Annotated in this window: 21 protein-coding genes; 15 read left to right on the top strand and 6 right to left on the bottom strand. The window is 55.1% G+C overall.

Annotated elements, in window-relative coordinates; genetic code table 11:
* Positions 1–360 carry an arsenite efflux transporter metallochaperone ArsD gene (gene arsD, locus EVJ24_RS00575; protein ID WP_071398095.1) on the bottom strand — a complete coding sequence of 120 codons (360 nt, stop codon included), beginning with the start codon at positions 358–360 and terminating at the stop codon, positions 1–3.
* Between the two features lie 13 nt (positions 361–373).
* Positions 374–691 carry an ArsR/SmtB family transcription factor gene (locus EVJ24_RS00580; RefSeq protein ID WP_131438826.1) on the bottom strand — a complete coding sequence of 106 codons (318 nt, stop codon included), beginning with the start codon at positions 689–691 and terminating at the stop codon, positions 374–376.
* A gap of 228 nt (positions 692–919) precedes the next feature.
* On the opposite strand from EVJ24_RS00580, the gene EVJ24_RS00585 reads away from it, so the two are divergent.
* The 9 genes from EVJ24_RS00585 to EVJ24_RS00625 all read left to right on the top strand — a co-directional run bounded on the left by EVJ24_RS00585 (position 920) and on the right by EVJ24_RS00625 (position 9,469).
* On the top strand, positions 920–2,401 hold the full coding sequence (locus tag EVJ24_RS00585; RefSeq protein ID WP_131438828.1) for a SulP family inorganic anion transporter: 1,482 nt from the start codon (positions 920–922) through the stop codon (positions 2,399–2,401).
* Between the two features lie 16 nt (positions 2,402–2,417).
* Entirely contained in the window at positions 2,418–2,831 is a 414-nt protein-coding gene (locus tag EVJ24_RS00590; RefSeq protein WP_131438829.1) for a universal stress protein, read from the top strand.
* A 130-nt stretch (positions 2,832–2,961) separates the two neighbouring features.
* The gene (locus EVJ24_RS00595; protein WP_131438831.1) at positions 2,962–3,375 is read left to right on the top strand and encodes a universal stress protein; all 414 of its coding nucleotides are present in this window, start codon (positions 2,962–2,964) and stop codon (positions 3,373–3,375) included.
* 109 nt (positions 3,376–3,484) lie between these two features.
* Complete coding sequence (locus EVJ24_RS00600; RefSeq protein ID WP_131438833.1) at positions 3,485–3,691, top strand: PLD nuclease N-terminal domain-containing protein; 207 nt, start codon at positions 3,485–3,487, stop codon at positions 3,689–3,691.
* On the top strand, positions 3,688–4,536 hold the full coding sequence (locus tag EVJ24_RS00605; protein ID WP_131438835.1) for an ABC transporter ATP-binding protein: 849 nt from the start codon (positions 3,688–3,690) through the stop codon (positions 4,534–4,536). The genes EVJ24_RS00600 and EVJ24_RS00605 overlap by 4 nt, the downstream gene beginning before the upstream one ends.
* Positions 4,536–5,294: an ABC transporter permease gene (locus EVJ24_RS00610; protein ID WP_131438837.1), complete on the top strand. Its 759-nt coding sequence runs from the start codon at positions 4,536–4,538 to the stop codon at positions 5,292–5,294. The genes EVJ24_RS00605 and EVJ24_RS00610 overlap by 1 nt, the downstream gene beginning before the upstream one ends.
* Before the next feature lie 112 nt (positions 5,295–5,406).
* On the top strand, positions 5,407–7,041 hold the full coding sequence (locus EVJ24_RS00615; RefSeq protein WP_131438839.1) for a C39 family peptidase: 1,635 nt from the start codon (positions 5,407–5,409) through the stop codon (positions 7,039–7,041).
* A gap of 159 nt (positions 7,042–7,200) precedes the next feature.
* A complete protein-coding gene (locus EVJ24_RS00620) occupies positions 7,201–8,436 on the top strand; it encodes an exo-beta-N-acetylmuramidase NamZ family protein (RefSeq protein WP_131438841.1) in 1,236 nt (411 codons plus the stop codon).
* 109 nt (positions 8,437–8,545) lie between these two features.
* Complete coding sequence (locus EVJ24_RS00625) at positions 8,546–9,469, top strand: CAP domain-containing protein (protein WP_131438842.1); 924 nt, start codon at positions 8,546–8,548, stop codon at positions 9,467–9,469.
* Between the two features lie 38 nt (positions 9,470–9,507).
* On the opposite strand, the gene EVJ24_RS00630 is transcribed toward EVJ24_RS00625, so the two are convergent.
* Both EVJ24_RS00630 and EVJ24_RS00635 read right to left on the bottom strand, forming a co-directional pair.
* On the bottom strand, positions 9,508–9,705 hold the full coding sequence (locus EVJ24_RS00630) for a CsbD family protein (RefSeq protein ID WP_071398105.1): 198 nt from the start codon (positions 9,703–9,705) through the stop codon (positions 9,508–9,510).
* Positions 9,706–9,760: 55 nt separating this feature from the next.
* Positions 9,761–10,159, bottom strand: coding sequence for a hypothetical protein (locus tag EVJ24_RS00635; RefSeq protein ID WP_131439580.1), 399 nt, complete (start codon positions 10,157–10,159; stop codon positions 9,761–9,763).
* A 149-nt stretch (positions 10,160–10,308) separates the two neighbouring features.
* On the opposite strand from EVJ24_RS00635, the gene EVJ24_RS00640 reads away from it, so the two are divergent.
* From EVJ24_RS00640 to EVJ24_RS00650, 3 genes are read left to right on the top strand one after another with little or no spacing between them, the layout of a single operon-like run.
* Positions 10,309–11,241 carry an ABC transporter ATP-binding protein gene (locus EVJ24_RS00640; RefSeq protein ID WP_070328545.1) on the top strand — a complete coding sequence of 311 codons (933 nt, stop codon included), beginning with the start codon at positions 10,309–10,311 and terminating at the stop codon, positions 11,239–11,241.
* A 5-nt stretch (positions 11,242–11,246) separates the two neighbouring features.
* The gene (locus tag EVJ24_RS00645; RefSeq protein ID WP_236637500.1) at positions 11,247–12,386 is read left to right on the top strand and encodes an ABC transporter permease; all 1,140 of its coding nucleotides are present in this window, start codon (positions 11,247–11,249) and stop codon (positions 12,384–12,386) included.
* A complete protein-coding gene (locus tag EVJ24_RS00650; RefSeq protein ID WP_131438847.1) occupies positions 12,373–13,473 on the top strand; it encodes an ABC transporter permease in 1,101 nt (366 codons plus the stop codon). The genes EVJ24_RS00645 and EVJ24_RS00650 overlap by 14 nt, the downstream gene beginning before the upstream one ends.
* Before the next feature lie 39 nt (positions 13,474–13,512).
* Here EVJ24_RS00650 and EVJ24_RS00655 read toward each other — a convergent pair whose 3' ends face one another.
* Positions 13,513–16,197, bottom strand: coding sequence for an HD domain-containing phosphohydrolase (locus EVJ24_RS00655; RefSeq protein WP_236637501.1), 2,685 nt, complete (start codon positions 16,195–16,197; stop codon positions 13,513–13,515).
* A 202-nt stretch (positions 16,198–16,399) separates the two neighbouring features.
* On the opposite strand from EVJ24_RS00655, the gene EVJ24_RS00660 reads away from it, so the two are divergent.
* The 3 genes from EVJ24_RS00660 to EVJ24_RS00670 all read left to right on the top strand — a co-directional run bounded on the left by EVJ24_RS00660 (position 16,400) and on the right by EVJ24_RS00670 (position 19,846).
* Positions 16,400–16,708, top strand: a complete 309-nt coding sequence (locus EVJ24_RS00660; protein ID WP_131439584.1) for a PadR family transcriptional regulator — start codon at positions 16,400–16,402, stop codon at positions 16,706–16,708.
* Between the two features lie 5 nt (positions 16,709–16,713).
* Positions 16,714–17,898 (top strand): chromate efflux transporter, encoded by a 1,185-nt coding sequence (gene chrA / locus EVJ24_RS00665; RefSeq protein WP_131438848.1) that lies wholly within the window; start codon positions 16,714–16,716, stop codon positions 17,896–17,898.
* 172 nt (positions 17,899–18,070) lie between these two features.
* Positions 18,071–19,846, top strand: coding sequence for an acyltransferase family protein (locus tag EVJ24_RS00670; RefSeq protein WP_131438850.1), 1,776 nt, complete (start codon positions 18,071–18,073; stop codon positions 19,844–19,846).
* A gap of 10 nt (positions 19,847–19,856) precedes the next feature.
* On the opposite strand, the gene EVJ24_RS00675 is transcribed toward EVJ24_RS00670, so the two are convergent.
* Entirely contained in the window at positions 19,857–20,360 is a 504-nt protein-coding gene (locus EVJ24_RS00675; protein ID WP_131438852.1) for a YdcF family protein, read from the bottom strand.
* Positions 20,361–20,450 lie beyond the last annotated feature (90 nt).

The raw sequence follows: 20,450 nt of genomic DNA on the forward strand, positions 1-20,450 counted from the left end.
TTATTTTTTAAGCGTGATGCGGACTTTCGGTTTCTCGCCGTCTTGTTTCGCGAACGCCGTGACCGGTAGACCAGTCAGTTCGGCGATCTCTTCGTTCGTCATGTAGGCGCCGCGTTTGACGATCTCGCCATCGATGACGGTGAGCGGAAGCGTGTCGAGCCCTTTCGTGATCTCGGATTGCACGTTTGCGTTTTCAACGAAACGGTTCGGCTCCGAGGCGAGGTTATAACGCTCGACGTCAAAACCGCGTTGTTTCAACACGTAATGGATCGTCGCGATCCGCGTCAGTTCTGGATCGATCGATGGGCCACATAGTCCGGTCGGACAGCACATGGCCGGTTCGAATACTTCAAGTTTCATCGTTTTTTCCTCCTTAAATGGCACACTCGGCGTCACAGTCACAGCTCGCATCGACCATCTCGACTTGTCCGAGCAGATCGACGACGATCGAATAGAACGGGCTCGTCTCGTTCAACCGGTAATGGATCCATTGCTTGTCCCGGCGCTCGAGCAGCAGTCCCGCTTGACGCATCATCTTCAAATGACGGCTGATCGCCGGCTGCGAGATGTCGAAGCAGTCGACGAAGCTACAGGCACACTGTTCCCCGTCCTGCATCTGCTTGAGCATCGTCAACCGCGTCGGGTCGGCTAGCACTTTGAGCACTTTACTTAAATCATCTATCGTATGCATCGTCATTCTCCTTTACCCCTTGTATAACAAAATCGTTATATAACCTCTACGTTATGAAATTACCATAGTTTTTAATGATAAGCAATTGTCTTTTCTGAAAAAGTTCGCTATGATAAAACACGTTGTGAAAACATGTGTCGGTTTAGCCGCTTCCTTCATATAATAATGCATTTGATCTTCGTGAGACTCGGAGGTCAAATCAAAAAATATGTAGAGAGGTGTGTTCTTTTGGAAAAATTGAATACGATTAAACAAGATTGGCTCGGCAACGTCCGGGCAGACGTCCTTGCGGGGATCGTCGTCGCTCTCGCCCTCATCCCTGAGGCGATCGCCTTCTCACTCATCGCTGGACTGAACCCGATGGTCGGTCTATACGCTTCATTCATTATCGCCATGGTCATTTCGATCACTGGCGGTCGACCAGCGATGATTTCGGCCGCGACCGGTGCGATGGCGCTCGTCATCGTCTCGCTCGTCGCCGATCACGGGCTCGAGTACTTGCTCGCAGCCGGAATTTTAACCGGCATCATTCAAATCGCACTCGGTTACCTCGGCATCGCCCGGTTGATGAAATTCATCCCGCGTGCCGTTATGGTCGGCTTCGTCAACGCCTTGGCAATCCTCATCTTCCAAGCGCAGTTGCCAAACTTTGAAGGCGAGAGTTGGATCATGTGGGCAATCGTCGCCGCGTCACTCGTCATCATCTTCTTGTTCCCGCGCATCACGGGCGCAATCCCGGCACCGCTCGTCGCCATCGTCGCGATGACGCTACTTGCTGTCTTTATGGGACTCGACACGAAAAATATCGGTGACATGGGAACGATCTCAGCAACGTTGCCAGAATTTTTATTCCCGAACGTCCCGTTGACGTTTGAAACGTTGATGATCATTCTTCCTTACTCGATCTCCCTCGCTTTCGTCGGATTGATCGAATCACTCCTCACGGCCCAAATCGTCGACGATATGACCGGTACAGATTCAAATAAAAACCGTGAGTCACGCGGCCAAGGGATTTCAAACATCATTGCCGGATTCTTCGGCGGTATGCCAGGTTGTGCGATGATCGGCCAATCGGTCATCAACGTCTCGTCAGGAGCACGCGGTCGTCTATCGACGTTCGTCGCTGGACTCGCGTTGTTCATCATGATCATGACAATGAGCGACATCTTGATGCTCATTCCAGTCGGCGCCCTCGTCGGTGTCATGTTCTTCGTGTCGTATGCGACGTTTGACTGGGGCTCGCTCAAAGCACTCCGGACGGCACAAAAGTCGGATACGGTCGTCATGCTCGTCACCGTGCTCGTCACTGTGCTCACACACGACTTGTCAATCGGTGTATTCGCCGGGATTTTAACAGCTGCGATCTTGTTCGCCGCGAAAATCTCGAAAGTCGAACTCGACCGCAACGTCGAAGCCGACCACGCCCACTACGTCGTGAACGGTCAATTGTTCTTCGCCTCAACGTCTGACTTCGTCAACCAATTCGACGTCGAAGAAGATGTCGAGGCAGGCATCAAACATGTGACGATCAACTTCTCGAACACACACCTTTGGGACGATTCGGCCATCGGCGCCATCGACAAAGTCGTCTTCAAATACCGTGTGCATGGTATCGAGCCAGAACTGTTGAACTTGAACAAAGATTCAGAGAAGCTGCTCAATACGCTCGCGCTTCACTTGAAACAACAAGATGCAGGCATCGGACATTAATTCGGGAGGGATTCACATGACAAAAATCTTCTTAGCCGTTGACGGATCGGACCATTCGATGCGTGCGACTGTGAAAGCGATCGAGCTCGCGAAAGTCTCGAGCGCCAAAATTGATGTCGTTCACGTCGTCAGTTCGAAAGAGTCAAAAGAAAGTGCCCTACAATCAACAGGCAAGATCGACTTGGAGGCGAAACGGATGCAGCGGATGCAACGTTTCTTCTCGGCGATCGAAGCAGCCGGACTCGAGTACGAATATATCGAGCTCCGTGGTGAACCGGACGTCGAGCTCGTCAAGTATGCGAACCATGAACCGTTCGAATACGTCGTCGTCGGCTCGCGCGGCTTGAACACGTTCCAAGAGTTCGTGCTCGGCAACGTCAGCCATAAGCTGGCCAAACGCGCGCTCGCGCCGGTCGTCATCGTCCGATAATCAGAAAGGAAGTGAACCTCAGCGTTCACTTCCTTTTTCTGTATCTCGAATCGACACAATTGCGAATGCGCTTTCATAAAAAATCGCATATACTTGTAGTAGCAAGCGTACAAGAGGAGGCGTTGAAAGAATGGGTAAAATCTTTTTAGCGGCAGATGGCTCGGACCACTCGAGACGGGCTTTAACAAAGGCAATTCAACTCGCCAAAGCATCAGACGCATCGATTGATATCGTTCACGTCGTCAGTGCGAAAGAATCGAAAGAGGCCGCGCTCAACTCGACCGGCAAGATCGATCTCGAGACGAAACGAAAACGCATGATGCAACCGTTGTTCGATACAATCGAAGCGGAAGGCATCGCCTATGAATACGTCGAACTCCGCGGCGAACCGGACGTCGAGCTCGTCAAATACGCCAATCGCGATCCGTTCGAATACGTCGTCGTCGGCTCGCGCGGCCTCAATACGTTCCAAGAGTTCGTCCTCGGCAGCGTCAGCCACAAGCTCGCGAAACGGGCGCAAGCACCCGTCATCATCGTCAAATAAGCCATCCCCTTTCTCAAGGCGAGAAAGGGATTTTTTTGTGTCTTGTACAGGAACAACGTCCTATTTGTGGAATCCAATAGTGTATGGATAACTAAGGAGGGAAGCTTTCATGGAGATTGTCAACGACCCGAGCACGTTACTTTTAATTTTACTGCCTTTATTGTTACTGCAACTGATCCTCCTCGTCGTCGCCATGATCGATTTATTCAAGCGGCCTGAAACGAACGGACCGAAATGGGTGTGGCTCCTCGTCATCGTCTTTATCAACATCCTCGGTCCGATCGTCTATTTCCTCTGGGGACGGACAAAACAATGAACGCGAGCCATCTCACAAAACGATTCGGCACGTTCACCGCGCTTGATGACGTCAGCTTCTCGCTGCGCCCGGGCTGCACGTCGCTCCTCGGAGAGAACGGGGCCGGCAAGACGACGCTCCTCAACATGATCGCCCGTGTGACGACGCCGACGTCCGGACAAATCGAGGGTCACGACACGATCCGGGTCGGTTATTTACCGCAACGTCCGGCGCTTTATCCTTCCCTCACACCGGTCGAGACGATTAAATATGCGGCCGACTTGACGGGCACGACCGGCGGCGACGCCTTGAACCTCTTAAAACGCGTCGGCTTAGACCCGGTCGACCGCCCGGCGGCGCACTTGTCAGGCGGGATGCGGCAACGGCTCGGCATCGCCCAAGCGCTCGTCCATGACCCGGAACTATTGTTGCTCGATGAACCGGTGTCGGCGCTCGACCCGCGCGGCCGCCGGGAAGTGCTCGATCTCTTGAGCGACTTGAAGCGCGAGCGAATGATTCTCTATTCAACGCACGTGCTCCCTGACGCCGAGGAAGCGAGCGACTGGGTGCTCCTGCTTCGGCAAGGACGCCTGCTCATGGAAGGCACCGTCACCGATTTGCTCGGGGCCAAATCGTCCATCCAACTTCGCCTGTTCGATGACACGACGACGGAAGACGATTGGAGCGCGCTCGCGGGTGTCGTCCGTGTCTCGCGGACGGGAACGACATGGACGTTCGAGACGTCCGATAAAACGGTGTCCGAGCGGGCTATTCTGCAACGCGTCCTCGCCCAAGGACTGATGATCCAATCGTTCCACGTCGGTCATCCGTCGCTCGAATCACTGTTTTTGGAGGTGAACGCTTAATGAGGACGGCCATCTTTAAACAAGAATGGAAAGAATCGTGGCGCAATAAACGGCTCGTCTGGGTGCCGGTCGCCCTGATGTTGCTCGCGGCGATGCAGCCGCTCACGCTCTACTTCTTACCAGACATTATCGCGTCAGGCGGCAACTTGCCGGACGGGACCGTCATCGAGATCCCGACGCCGACACCGGCCGAAGTGCTCTTATCGGTCAGTGAACAGCTGCGACAGATCGGCCTGCTCGTCGTCTTGCTGTCGGCGATGCACACGTTCAGTCAAGAACGCACACTCGGTACGCTCGCTTGGCTCAAGTCGCTCAACATTCCGGCTTCTCGTATCGTCGTCAGTAAATGGGCACACTACACATTACTTGCTGCCGTCTCCATCTTGCTCGCCCAAGGCACTGCCGCCTATTACACAATCATCTTGTTCGACTCGTTCGATATGATGGACTTTGCCATTTCGACGGGGCTGTTGATCGTCCATTTCGTCGTGCAGCTGTCGCTTTTCTTCTTATTTGCCGCGCTGCTCGAGAGCGGACTCGTCGCCCTCGTCATCACACTCGGTGTCCACTTCGTCTTATCGCTCCTGCTCAGTTGGATCGATTGGGACTGGTTGCCTTGGAACCTTGGCGGATTGTCGGGTCAAGCGTTGATCGAAGACGTCAGTGTCACGTGGCCGCTCGTCACTAGCATTGTCTTGATCGGACTAGTGTTGTTCGTCGCGTCCAAGCGCTTATTATTTTTGAGTCGAACGTCCTGATTATTCATTTTTGTGAAATAGGTCTTTCGTCGATGCATGTGCCCTTGAGTTTCGACGTATAATAGAGTTACAAGATTATACAATTTTGTATATTGAATGCGGAGGAAAATGAATGAAATCGACCTATTGGTTTACAGGAACGGTACTGGCCGTCAGTTTGTTTGTCCTACCGAGCATCGGACACGCCGAATCCGGGTTTCAAACGACAGCAAACGGAACGGTCTATACGACGGCCGATGGGACGACGTTGACCGGTTGGCAAGAAATCGAAGGCAAGACGTACTACTTTGATGCGTTCGGCGTCATGGTGACGGGCTGGCAAACGATTGACGGCTCGATCTATTATTTCGAAGCGGACGGTGTCCGAGTCACAGGCCTTTATCCACTTGATGGTGCTACATATTTGTTCGCTGCTGACGGGAAGCGTTTGATCGGCTGGCAACAGCTCGAAAGCAATGTTCATTACTTCAAGTCAGACGGAACGATGGCGACCGGTTTCGTGACGATTGACGGGAAACGCTACTATTTCTCACCTGAGGGGCCGCGGTTGAGCGGTTGGCAGACCATCAATGGTGCCAAGCATTATATCTTCACAGACGGAACAGTCCGAACCGGTACATATACAATTTCCGGGAAGAAGTATTTATTGCTGAAAGATGGAAAGATGGCAACCGGCTGGCAACAAATCGGGACCCGCCATTACTACTTCGGTGACGACGGCGCCAGAAGGCATGGCTTGCAGAAAGTCGGCACGACTGTATACGGGTTCCATGAGACATATGGCTATCGGCTTCAAGGCGTTCAAAAAGTCGCCGCCCGTTATTACTATTTCGGTACAGATGGGAAACGCCGCTATGGACTCCAGACGATTGAAGGGAAAGTATACGGTTTCCATCCCGTCTACGGCTATCGTCTCCAAGGCAAACATAAAGTCGGCGCTTACTACTACCACTTCCACTCGACAGGTGTCCGCGAAACCGGTTGGAAGTATACGACACAGTACGAGTATTATGCACCGACGTTGACGAAGAAAACCGATTGGCAAGCGATCAGCGGCAAATGGTATTACTTCGATGCATCCGGTGTCATGTACAAAAACAAAAAAGTCGGCAACGCTTCGTTCGACGCGAGAGGCGCCTACAGCAATCCCCTCTCCGTCTATAAGATGAGCGTGCCGCTCTACCGCCAGTTCCCGATGGGGTATCCGTCCGGATGCGAGTTCTTCTCGCTCAAGATGGCGCTCGAGAAGAAGGGCCGCGTCGTCAGCGCCGAGACGCTCTACCGCGAGATGCCGAAAAGCATGTGGAACGCCCGCTACGAGAACCGACTCTATCGCTGGGTCGACCCGAACGTCATGTTCACCGGCGACCCGAAAGGCACGCTCAGCAAATATCGCAACTACGGCATTTACCCAAAAGGCATGATCAACTTCTCGAGCAAGTACCGTCCGGTCAAGGATCTTTCGGGCCAAGGCCTCGCCTCGATCGAGCGTGAACTGTCGCTCGGTAACCCGGTCATCGTCTGGGCAAGCGTCGACTTTAAGCAACCGTACGGCTATTTCAATTGGTATACGGCCTCGAACCAAAAGTTCACCGGCTTCACCAACTACCACGTCATGCTCGCGACGGGCTATGACAAAAACAACTTATACATTAACGACCCATACCGCGGTCGCCTCACTATCCCGAAAACCCAAGTCAGCTCTGTCATGGGTGCGACCGGTTGGAAAGCGCTCGCCGTCCGTTGATTCATGAGTCACCGAGAAATCGGTGGCTTTTTTAGGTATAACGAATCAAATTAAGAAATCAAATTTCCTATTTGTATTAAATTTCATTGAAATTAAAATTCTTAATGATACACTTTGACTATAGTTAAAGCGCTTACATTTTCTAAAGGAGGAACTCTTATGAAGAAATGGATTGGTGGCCTCGCTGCCCTGACACTCGTGACGTCGTCCGTCGTCTTGCTCGACGTTGATGCCAAATCAAAACCGAAAAAACCGAAAGTCGAACTCGGGGTCGACCGGTTAATGGACGATCCGGGGCTCCTCGCCGGGAAACGTGTCGGCCTGATCACGAACCCGACCGGTGTCGATGCCAACATGACGAGCATCGTCGACTTGTTTCACAACTCCGACGACTTTGAACTGACGGCACTGTACGGACCGGAGCACGGTGTCCGTGGTGATGCCCAGGCCGGCTCGACGATTAGCTCGTATATCGACGACGTGACCGGTCTTCCGGTGTATAGCCTGTACGGGGCAACGAAAAAACCGACGCCTGAGATGCTCAAAGACGTCGACGTGCTCGTCTTCGATATTCAAGACGTCGGTACTCGTTACTACACGTACATCTACACGATGGCTTATGCGATGGAAGCCGCGGCCGAGAACGATATCCCGTTCGTCGTCCTCGACCGGCCGAACCCACAAGGCGGCCTCCGCGTCGAAGGACCGGTGCTCGATCCGGCTTATTCAAGCTTCATCGGTTTGTACCCGATCCCGCTCAAACACGGCATGACCGTCGGCGAACTCGCTCGCCTGTTCAACCGTGAATACCAACTTCAAGCTGACCTCGAAGTCGTCAAAATGAAAGGCTGGAAACGCTCGATGCTGTACGAAGATACAGGCCTCCCGTTCGTCATGCCGTCACCGAACATGCCGACGACCGACACGGTCAACGTCTATCCGGCGACCGGACTGTTCGAAGGGACGAACCTGTCCGAAGGGCGCGGCACGACGAAACCGTTCGAATTGATCGGCGCCCCGTACATCAACGCGCACGAGTACGCCAAGACGCTGAACTCGCTCGACCTTTCAGGTGTCACGTTCCGCGCCGCCTCGTTCACACCGACATTCTCGAAGAATGCCGGTAAACTGTCGCACGGCGTCGAGGTGTACGTCACCGAACCGACGAAGTTCGAGGCGGTCAAGACCGGCATCGCCATGTTGAAAACAGCGCACGACTTGTACCCGGACGACTTCGAGTTCCTCGCGAACGACTTCATCACGAAGCTGACCGGAAACGCCTACGTGAAGGACATGATCCTCGAAGGGGAGTCGCTTGAGGCGATTATGGATAAAGTCGACGCCGAGCGTGACGCGTTCTTACCGATTCGTAAAGATTATCTTCTGTATAAATGAAACGAAGGCAGGCTCAACCGAGTCTGCCTTTTGTAACACAATGGTAAAACCAATATTCACCTTTTCGATATATTATGAAGGTAGATTACTAAAAAAGGAGACTTCCCTCTTGAAAAAACCAACTGCCATCCTCGTCTCAAGCGCACTCGCCGTGGCGCTCACGTTCAGCCCGTCGACGGCTTCACTCCCGCTCGAACAGGCCACCGTCCAAGCGGCGTATACAGAAACAGCTATTAATACGAAAGGTTCTGTCACGGGCATCAGCCAGCTCCCGGTCCGCAAAACGCCGTCGCTTTCAGCAGCACGACTCGGTACGATCAAGCGCTACGGGACGATGACCGTCCGGACGTCGTTCACCGTCGGTGGTTCTAAGTGGCACAAGATTCAATGGGGGGCTGGCGTCGCTTACGTCCCGGCCGCTTACGTCAAACTGTCAACGGTGGAAGTCGCCTTCAAGAAAACAGCTTACGTCGCCCCGTCGAGCGTCTATTTGAAATCTAGTCCGCTCACGACGTCTTCGAACGTCGCTTTCCTCCGCCAAGGTGTAAAGCTCGAGACGAGCTCGTACCGTTATACCGGCTCGACACGTTGGTATAAGGCGACGAGTGGGACGAAGACCGGTTACATCATGGCGAAACACGTCACGTTCACCGCTCCCGCGAGCGGCGTCTTGAGCGAGACGAACAAAGAGCGCCAAGCGGCTGGCCTGACAACGCTCGCCGCCTCGAGCGAAGCGAACCGCGTCGCCCAAGTCCGGGCCGATGAGATGGCACGGACCGGTCAATTCTCGCACCAACTCCGTGAGAATGGCAGCCCGGGTGACACGCTCGACGCCTACAACGTCAGCTATCGTGGCTGGGGCGAGAATATTTATATGGGGTCGAGCGACCCTGGCCAAGCGGTCGACGCTTGGATGAACTCGAGCGGGCACCGCGCCAACATCTTGAACGGCCGCTTCACGCATCTCGGGGTCGGCACAGCGAAAAACGCACAAGGATCGACGATTCATGTCCAAGTGTTGTTGACGAAATGAAAAATGGAGGATCGCCCCATGGCGGTCCTCCATTTTGATTAGCGGCGCTCGTCTTTCAGGCTTTCGAGATTTTGCTGGGCTTGGCCCGTCTTCTCTTTTGCCGTGCCCTTCACTTGGTCTTTTTGGCCTTCACGTTTGAGCGATTGGTTGTCCGACGATTTGCCGACTGCTTCTTTCGCTTTTCCGGCCGCTTTATCGATGAATCCGTCGACTTTTTTGTTTAGTCCGTCTTTCATATGAATCTCCTCCTCGTGGTATCGTGTCTAAACAATGTACCACTCTGAAGAAAACTCAAACATAGTGCTCTTTGACGAGCACACGAAACCGCGGCCGGACGGTCAGCTCGATCGTCGTCACGGTCCGAGTCCGGTCCTCGGTCATGACGATTAAAAGCTCCCCATGGTCGCGCCGGTCTTCAAGCACTTCGACTTTGCTGACGGTGCGGAGCAGTTGATAGTAGAGCAGTTCGCCCGTCTCGCCTTTGACGTTCACCTCGAACTCGTGGTAGCTTGGGGAGACTTTAAAATAGAACGACTCTTTCCCGTTCGTGAAGCGGAACACCGACTCGTCATAATAAAACGGGAGCGTCGCATCCATCCGCTTCGGCTCGACCGTGCAAAATAACGCCCACGCCATCTCGTCAGGAAACGTTTCACCCGACTCCCCTTTGTTGAACTGCCACCCTTTCATACTCAATCCCTACTTTCCTCTATTTTTAATTTTCTGAATAATCGGACTATAATGAAATGATTCGCCATCACGTTCAAATTCCCTGCAAACGGGAACAAATCTCTGTATGCTCTTTTTCTGTCCGTCCATCTGAAAGGGGTTGCGTCCACGTGTCCATCATCGCACTCGACCATGTCACGAAGCGTTTCGGGGAAACGATCGCCTTGAACGACTTCTCGCTCCACGTCGAAGCAGGCGAACTGTTCGGTCTGCTCGGTCCGAACGGGGCCGGCAAGACGACCGCCATCTCCGTCATGCTCAACCTATATCCTGCCGACAGTGGTACGATCCGTATCTTTGACCGCGTCATGCCGAAAGACGAACAGGCGATCAAGCAACGCGTCGGCATCGTCCCGCAGCACGTCTCCGTCTATGACCAGCTGACCGTGTTCGAGAACATCCAATTTTTCGCCGAACTTTATGGCTTCAAGCCGGCCGAGGCGAAACAAAAGACCGAGGCCGCCCTCGACTTCGTCGAGCTGACCGCTCACCAAAAGAAACGTCCGCCGGAACTGTCCGGAGGGCTGCTGCGTCGTTTAAATATCGCCTGCGGCATCGTCCATGAACCGGAGCTCATCTTTATGGACGAACCGACCGTCGCCATCGACCCACAGTCGCGGAACACGATCCTCGAGAACATCCGTGAGTTGAACCGGCGCGGGGCGACAATCATCTATACGTCCCACTACATGGAGGAAGTCGAGATGCTGTGCGACCGCGTCGCCATCGTCGACGAAGGGAAGATCATCGCCGAAGGGACGCAAGACGAGTTGAAAGACCAAGTCATGACGCTCGAGACGGCCCGCATCAAAGTCGACGCCTTGACGCCCGGGCTCATCGAACGGCTCGGCGCACTCAGTCAAGTAAAGAAAGTCGAGTATCATGAGCCGTACATCGAGGTGTCGCTCGAGAAAGACACGCCGCTCGCCCCGCTCCTCGACGTGCTCCACGACGCGAAGGTCCGGTTCACGTCGATCACTGTCGACCGCCCATCTTTGAATACCGTCTTCCTGGCCTTGACCGGCAAGACGCTAAGGGAGTGACGGTCATGAAGACGTGGACGTTCATCAAATACGATGTCAAACAACAACTGCGCGACCGCTCGACCTTGTTTTGGATGTTGCTGTTCCCGATCATCCTCATTTTCGGTCTCGGCACGATGCTGTCTGCCATTTTCAGTAACGACTTCTCACTCCCGGTCACAGACGTCGCTTATGTCGAGCAGTCGACCGACGACTATCGCGTCCCGCTCGAGACGTTCCTCGCCGACGATGACATCAAGGCGTTCGTCAACCTCGTCCCGTACGACAGCGTCGCCGCTGCCGAACGTGGCGTCAACGACGGCGATGCCGACGTCATCTTGCACCTCGACGGGTCAAACGTCCGTCTCTTGTATGAAGAACCGACGACGATTGAGTTCGATGTGCTCGAGGCGGTCATCCGGCAATATACCGACGTCGCCAATCAACAGATCATGCTCGCCGAGTCAGGCGACGTCGTCCCGTTCGAGCCGGAGACGTTCATCGACAGCGAGAGCGTCGACTTGTCGGGCCGCACCCCGACCTCGCTCGAATACTTCACGGTCACGATTTCGATCATGACCGCCTTGTTCGGCGCTTTCTATATCACGGGCATGCTCAGTGAGGAACAGCCGATGAAAGGTAGCTATCTCCGGATCCAGGCCGCTCCGGTCAAGACAATCGACTACCGGCTCGCCCGCACGTTCAGCCGGTACGTGCTCATCTTCCTGCAGCTCGTGCTCGTCTTTTGGTTCAGCCATTTCGTCTACCGAAGCTTCTCGCTCGACTACGTCCACTTTGGACTGTTGTTTCTCGCCTGGACCGCGCTCGCCCTCTACGGCACCGCGTTCGGATTTTTGATTGCCAGCCTCCCCCGCGTCACGCGCGGTACGAAAGACGCGATCGTCAACGGTAGCGTCGCCATCATCATGATCCTCTCCGGCGGGTACGTGCCAGGCTTCGACCAAGTGACGCTGAGCGTCGCACCGTGGGCAAAATACGTGTTCATGCCGATCTTTATGCGCGACGGCATCCTCCAAGTGCTGCTCCGGGGCGGGGACGTCACGTTGTTTTGGCAAGGTCTCGGTTGGCTCGCCCTACACGTCGCCGTCTTCACCGTGATCAGCCTGCTGTTATGGAAAGGAGTGAGCCGCCGTGGTCTTGTTTAGGCATGTCGCTAAACGGATGCTCCGAAGAAAAGGGTTATGGGTGTTCACGTTCGTATCCGTCTTCGGATTCGCCCTCGTCCTGTCGTTCCTCAACTCGACGTCTGCTTTGAACGTCTCGATCGGTATTCTCGACCGTGACGGCGGCTCGTTGTCGGGCCGGGTCATCGAAGAGGCGGGCCGGTTCGGTTCGGTGACGCCGCTTGAGACGGACGAGGCCGACGAGGCGCTGCTCGAAGGACAAGATATCGTCTTAACGATCCCGGACGGTTTTACGGAAGACTTGTTCGCCGGCGATATTCCGCGGCTCTCGTTCAGCGCGACCGAAGGGAGTGACGCCGCCTTGATCGAACAGGCGCTCAACTCCCATCTTTCCCGCGAGCGGCAACTGCTCGCGGCGAGTGGGTTTGACGAAGGGCGATTCCTCGAGTTGGCGGAAGCGGAGACAATGAACGGTTACACGCTCTCGAGCGAGCCGTTCCAAGAAAGTGTCGGCACGACCGCGCGGACACAGGCGTTCCTCGGATTGTTGTCGTTCGTCATGATGTCGGCGTTCCTCCAGTTCATTCCGCTTTTTGTCGCCGATGACCGTGATGAATTGATTTACTCGCGCTTGTTCGCGGCACCGGTCACGCCACGTCGCTACATCGGGTCGCTGTTTTTATCATTTTGTGCCGTCGGGCTCATCTACGTGCTCATGCTGCTCGTCTTTAGCGCCGTCCTCTATCGGCAAGACATTATCGCTCACCTCCCCGTACTCACGTTGTTGTTCACCGTCTATTTGTTCGTCTGTCTCGCGATCGGTTCACTCATCGCGGTCCTCGCGACGAATCGGGACAAGGCAAACATTTGGCAGACGTCGGTCACGATGGCCGCCGCTATCACCGGGGGCGCCTTTATCAGCCTGACGTGGCTCCCGGAGTCGCTCCAGCTCGTTGGACGCTTCTTGCCAACCTATTGGTTCAATAGCGGGGTCGCCGACATGTATGACGATCGGTTCCCGACGCTCTCTGTCCTCGTCATGGTCGGTATGGCGCTCATCGTGTTCGCGGCGACCGTCTTCGCGTTAAAAAAACGACCTCTCACATGACACAAAAACGGCGAGACACTCATCAGAGCGTCTCGCCTTTTAGCGTTGTAACGTCGGAACAATCTTTTGGAAGAACACCTCGACGAGCACAGGGTCGAACTGACGACCTGCCTCTTGTTCGATGACGGCGAGCGCCTCGGCGAGCGTCTTCGCTTGGCGGTACGGTCGGCCCGTCATCATGACGTCGAACGTGTCGGCGAGCGCGATGATCCGGGAGGCGAGCGGAATATCAAACCCGCTTATACCGTTTGGATAACCGTTCCCGTCCCAACGCTCATGGTGCGACAGCACAATCTCTGACAGCGTCCCGTACTCAGGGACAGTGCTCAAAATATTGTAACTCACCTCGGGATGACGTTTGATCTCGCGCCACTCGGCTTCGGTCAAAGTACCCGTTTTGTCGAGAATCTCATTACTGATCGCGACCTTGCCGATATCGTGCAAGATGGCGGCCGTCTTCAACTCGTTCACGTCACTGCTCGTCAAGTTCATCGCCTCGCCAAGCTGACCTGCTAGCTCGGCGACACGTTGCGAGTGCGCCTCTTCACGCGGGATTTTCTCATACAACGTCCGCATGATCAATTGAATCGACGAGTGGCGGCGACTCTGCTTCTCGGACACTTTATGATGATACATTTGGTCTTCCGCCAAATTGAACACGTCCATGACCGACAGCGAACTGTCGGTTTTGACCGCTTCTCCGAACGATGCCGAGATCGGCAACCCTTCAATCGATTTTTCAAGGAATAAACGGCTCAATCGATTGGACAACTGTTGCGCAGCAGACAGCGGCGTATTCGGTAAGATGATGACGAATTCGTCACCGCCGATTCGGGCGACTGTATCGACACCGCTGATTTCACGCTTCAAAATATTCGTCGCTTCGATCAAGAGACGGTCTCCGACCAAGTGGCCGAACGCGTCATTCGTCAGTTTCAGGCCGTTGATGTCGACGACGATGAGGGCGAGCGGGTAATAGCCCGGCTCGTCGAACGTGACGAGCGCCTCGTCGAAGTAGCGGCGGTTTTTCACCCCGGTCAACTGGTCGTGATAGCTCAAATACTCGATTTCCATCTCGTACGTCTTCTTCTCGGTCACATCCCCGATGTATCCGTGCCAGAGCACGTGCCCCTCGTCGAGCTTCTCGGGACGGGACGACCCGAGGATCCACTTCGTCCGCCCGTCCGGCGTATACACCCGGAACTCGGCGTCCCAAATCGTCAAGCTGCGATATGACTCTTGGATGCTCGCCATCACTTGCGGATAATCGTCCGGATGAATTTTTGAGAAGACGAGATTCGCATCCCGTTTCACCTCGTCCGCCGTGACCCCGGTCAACACTTCAAAGCCACGGCTGAAGAACGGGAAGTAGAACGACCCGTCCGGCCGGAGCTCGAACTGGTAGATGGCGCCAGGGACCTGGTCGGACAACTTTGTCAGCAGACGGTCGCGCTCAGCGAGTTCCTCTTCGAGCTGGACGCGTTCGGTCACGTCCTTGGCGACGGCATAGATGTAGTTGCCTTGGACTTTGCAATGCCATTCGATCGAGCGGTAATCTCCATCGATCGTCCGGAAGCGGTTGACGAACCGGAACAGTTCACGCGCCGTCTCGAGCTCACTAAAGGCCGCTTCGGTCTTCACCTGATCGTCAGGATGGACGAGCCCGATGAAGTCCATGTTCTCGAGTGACTCGATTGGGAAGCCAAGCACACGCTCCCACGCCTTATTCAAATGCAGTACGTCTCGCGTCGTCAATGACATGATGCACTCGAGGTCGACGGTGGCGAACCCTTCAAACATCGATTCTTTCGCCTCCCCGACTTGACGGTCGACTTTCGTCATCTGTTCGAGGATATGGACGATGTACAGCTCGACGAGACCGAGACGATCGGCCCGCTTCTTCCCTTGCATGACGATCGTCAAATCACCGTAAAAGACGCCGTCTTTTTCAATCTTGAACAAGATGACTTGCCCGAGGTCGAAGATGCGTAATATGTTTTTGACGAGCCGTTTCGGCAACACCCCGTCCATGAGTGGTTCGATCTCGTCCAAGATGATCGGACTAGGCAACTCCAACAGCTCGATGCGTTTCCGGCTCATCGGCCATTTCTTGCCGACCGGGTGGAAGCCGAGGACATCCAAGCTGCGTTCGAGCAGCTCATCGATTCCAGAGATCGCGACCGTCGAGTACGTTTGTCCATCGTCATTCACCAAGTTGAGCGTCACCGCTTTCGCACCGGTGAAGTCCCGGATCTGGTCAAGGAAATGTTGGTTCATCAACAGTTCACGGCCCGTGGCGACGAAGCGATGCGACACGTTGACGAGTTGTTTCAAGGCGTTGTTCTCTTGGACGTGCGGGGTGATGTCATGGAACAAGGTCGAGACGTAACCTGGTCGTTCGCTGAAGACGGACAGTTCATACCACGACTTGTTCCGGCGCGAGAAATGTTCGAACTTGATCGTCTCCCCGTTGTTCACCGCTCGCGCGACTTGAACAATCCATTCGCGTTCGCTGTATTCAAAGTCTTTCAACTGCTCAGTGATGCGTCCGCCGAGAAACTGCTTGCGCTTCGTCTTCATCATCTTTTCGAACGCTTCGTTCACTTCAACAAACTCATAATCGACCGGCTCCCCGGCACCGTCGAAGATGACTTTGAATTCGACGTAGCCTTGGGGCATATGGCGCAACAAAGATCTGTATTGGGTGCTGTCTCGTTCTGTCACGTCATTTCCTCCTACGCTGTTTTTCTACATTTTAGTTTACCTCATTTTCGATGAATTCCCTATATTTTCCGAATCGATTCCTCCCGATGTGCACACGTTAAGTTTTTGTAAATGCCGCCTCACGGGTTGCACGGTTCGCTCCCCGTTGTTAGTATGATTACGAAACCCGATATCGAAAATCGATTTCAAGGAGATGAAGCAAGTGGAAGACCGCGTCCTTCGTAAGCTGTTTCTTGGTTTTATTCATATCCACATCTTGCACCATGCGTCCGAACACCCGGTTTATGGGGCGTGGATGGTCGAAGAGCTACGCGAGCACGGTTACGCGATCAGTGCCGGGACGCTCTATCCGATCCTGCACGGCATGGAACAAGACGGCCTGCTCGCTCGGACGAACGAGTTGGTCGACGGTCATATCCGCAAGAACTATACGACGACCGAAAAAGGGCTCGTCGTCTTGGCCGAAGCCCGTCAAAAAGCGCACGAACTATTCAAAGAGATCAAGGAGTGAAACCAATGGCCAATCAACGCGTGACGTTCAAGACGTTACTGGAGATTTTATTCGTATCAACCCGGCTCGGCTTGACGTCATTCGGCGGACCGGTCGCCCACCTCGGCTACTTCCACGAGGAATACGTAAGGCGCCGGAAATGGATGGACGAGCGAACGTATGCCGACCTCGTCGCCCTCTGTCAGTTCTTACCTGGCCCTGCGAGCAGTCAAGTCGGGATCGGCATCGGCATCGTCCGTGGCGGTATCCTCGGCGGTATCACCTCGTTCATCGGCTTCACGGCACCGTCCGTCATCGCCCTCATCTTGTTCGCCCTTTTAGTCTCAGGACTCGACGTCTCCGACGCGGGCTGGCTGTACGGCTTGAAAGTCGTCGCCGTCGCCATCGTCGCCCACGCCATTCTCGGTATGGCCGGCAAGCTGACACCGGACGTTAAGACGCGGACCATCGCCTTCTTCGCGCTCGCCGGTGTGCTCCTCTGGCAGACGACGTATAGCCAAGTGCTCGTCATCGTCTTGGCCGCGCTCGCCGGGTTCTTGCTGTTCAAGCCGCAACACCTCGACGTCAAGTCGGCGACGTTCCCGCTCTCGAAACGGCTCGGGGCAACGCTGCTCGGTCTGTTCGGTGCCTTGCTCGTCATCTTGCCACTCTTGCGCGAGACGATCGAAAGCCAGTCGCTCGCCATGTTCGACAGCTTTTACCGGGCCGGTGCCCTCGTCTTCGGTGGTGGTCACGTCGTCTTGCCGCTCCTCGAGCGCGAGCTCGTACCGGCCGGATTCTTGAGCGAAGAGGCATTCCTCGCCGGCTACGGGGCGGCCCAAGCCGTACCAGGTCCGCTGTTCACGTTCGCGTCGTACCTCGGGACCGTCATCAACGGTGTCCCGGGAGGACTGCTCGCGACGTTCGCCATCTTCTTGCCGGCGTTCCTGCTCATCCTCGGGGCGTTGCCGTTTTGGGATGCACTCCGGCGCAATCCGAAAGTGGCCGGTGCGTTGATCGGTGTCAATGCGGCCGTCGTCGGGATTTTGATCGCCGCGTTCTATCAGCCGATCTTCACGAGCACGGTGAACGGCGCCGTCGACTTTGTCTTCGCCGCCCTCTTGTTCGTCATGATCGCCTATTGGAAACTGCCGCCTTGGGCACTCGTCATCGCTGGCGTCATCGGCGGGACGATTATCGGAATGTTGTAACGGGACTAGGGACTTCGTGTCCCTTTTTTCGTTCCCTGTTATTCTCCACTTCGGAAGCTAAAATGTTAATCATTTGAAACTTTTTCAAGTCCAGTGCTCGCTATACTGGAGTATAGGTCCCTTTACAAATGAGGGAAACGTTCCGCTTGGATTTGAGAAAGGAAGTGGGGTCATGCAGCCCTTACACCATAAAGCAACGTATATGCCGGGTCTCGACGGCCTGCGCACGTTCGCCGTTTTTGCAGTCATACTCTTTCATTTGAACGCACCATACATACCCGGCGGCTTCCTCGGCGTCGACTTATTCTTCGTCCTGTCCGGTTATTTGATCACCGGCATATTGCTTCGCGAGCAAGCAAAACACGGACGGATCAATTTGAAACGGTTCTATGTCGCCCGGTTCCGGCGCCTGTTGCCGGCGCTCGTCTTTATGCTCTCGGTAGTCATGGCGTACGTCACGTTGTTCGAGCGCGGACTGCTTGATACGGTGCGCCAAGACACACTAGCCGCGCTAGCCTACGTGAACAACTGGTGGTATATCTTCCACGACGTCTCGTACTTTGAGAGTTTTGGCAAGCCGTCACCACTCCAAAACCTGTGGTCGCTCTCGATCGAGGAGCAGTTCTACCTGGTCTGGCCGCTGCTGTTGATCTTTGGGCTGACCGTGAAGAAGCGTTTCCTCCAGCTCACTGGCATCGTCTTACTCGCCTCCACCGTTTGGATGGCGATCAGCTTCACACCCGGGACCGACCCGAGCCGTGTCTATTACGGTACCGACACGCGCCTGTTCGCGCTCCTCATCGGGGCGTTGCTCGCGTTCGGTTGGCGTCCGGATGCGTTCAAGCGCGAGATGCCAGCGCTAGGCCTTCGTATTTTGAACGTCGGTGGTGCCGGAGCGCTCATAACGCTCGTCACGGTCATGATGACAGCGAACGCTTATGATACGTTCCTCTATTATGGAGGTTTCTTGCTCGTCGCCGTGGCGTCAGGTGTGTTGATCGCCGCGACGGCCCATCCGTCGACGCTCTGGTCCCGTCTGTTTGGAAGCGCTTGGCTTCGATTGATCGGGACACGGACGTACGGCATCTATTTATGGCACTACCCGGTCATCATCTTGACGACCCCGCTTGAGCGGATCGGTTCGTTCAATCCCCTTCTTGCGCTCGGTCAAGTCATGCTCACACTGCTCATCGCCGAAGCGTCTTACCGCTACGTCGAGACGCCGATTCGCCGCAACGGGTTCTGCCATGTCATCCGCAACCTGATCCCGGCTCGTAACATCAAACCGGCTCGACTGTTCGCGATCACAATCGCGACGGTCTTGTCATTCGTCCTCGTCGGGAATTTGACGATCCTCGCGTTCACGGATAACTCGGACCGGCAACACGAGCTCCCGGTCGTCAAAGCACCTAAGCCGAAGCCAAAAGAAGCGACGACCGAGCGCCCGGTCGAGTCATGTCCGCCCGCCCTTGCCATCGGCGACTCGGTCTTGCTCGGCTTGAACGAGTATCTCGGTACCGCGTTCCCGAACATGACAATCGACGCCGAAGTCGGCCGCCAAGTCCGTGACGCGCAAGATATCGCCGCGGGCTATCGTGACTTTGATGCCCCCGGCCACGTCGTCTTCCTCCATCTCGGGACGAACGGAGCTTTCAAGATGGAACAGCTCGACACGTTGATCGGTATGTTTGAATCAGCCGATCACGTGTACGTCATCAATACGCATGTCCCGCGCCCGTGGGAACGCGAAGTGAACGAAAAGCTCAAGCGCGCGAGCGAGCAGCACGACTTCGTCACGCTCATCGACTGGCATGAAGCGTCCGCCGGTAAAGCCGACTACTTTGAAAGTGACGGTGTCCATTTGAACATCGATGGCGCCGAGGCGTTCGGGAAGTTGTTATCTGAAGAGATCGGCTGTCACGACGAACAAGGACTTAGCAACCGCTAAGTCCTTGTTTTCATGGGCGCCACTTCCAGCGCATATAGTTGAGCAACAGCTTGATATAGGCGAACTGTTCACGGATGACATACTTCGCTTTCGCCGCAGCCGGCGTCGGGGCATAGAGCGCGTCCGTCTCGAGCCCGAAGTAGAGCCGCCCGACGAGCCGGGCCCGGCGCACATGGAAGTCGTTCGTCACGACCGTCAGTCCCGTCTCGCCTGCCCACACGTCGCGGCTGAATAAAAAGTTCTCGTACGTCGACGTCGAATCGGCTTCGACGTGAATGCGTCCCGGGGCGACGCCGCGGTCGATCAATTCCCGGGCAATGACGCGCCCCTCGGCCATCCCTTCGTCCGGACCTTGCCCGCCGGAGGCGATTAGTTTGACGTGCGGATATTGGTGCGCATATGTAGCCGCCACGTCTATTCGGTTTCGGAGCGCCCGTGACGGTGCCGTCCCGTTCACTTTCGCCCCTAAGATGAGGACGTATCGGTACGTACCGTCCGCTTGATGTCGTCGCATAGGGGTCACCTGCCTTGATTTCAAGTATAGCATCAACGGCTTCTTCGATTGACTGATACGTTTTTGTTACAGTAGGTAAAGCAAATATAT

It is taken from the genome of Exiguobacterium sp. SH1S21, from assembly GCF_004337175.1.
In the GTDB taxonomy this organism is placed as follows: Bacteria; Bacillota; Bacilli; order Exiguobacteriales; family Exiguobacteriaceae; genus Exiguobacterium; species Exiguobacterium aurantiacum_A.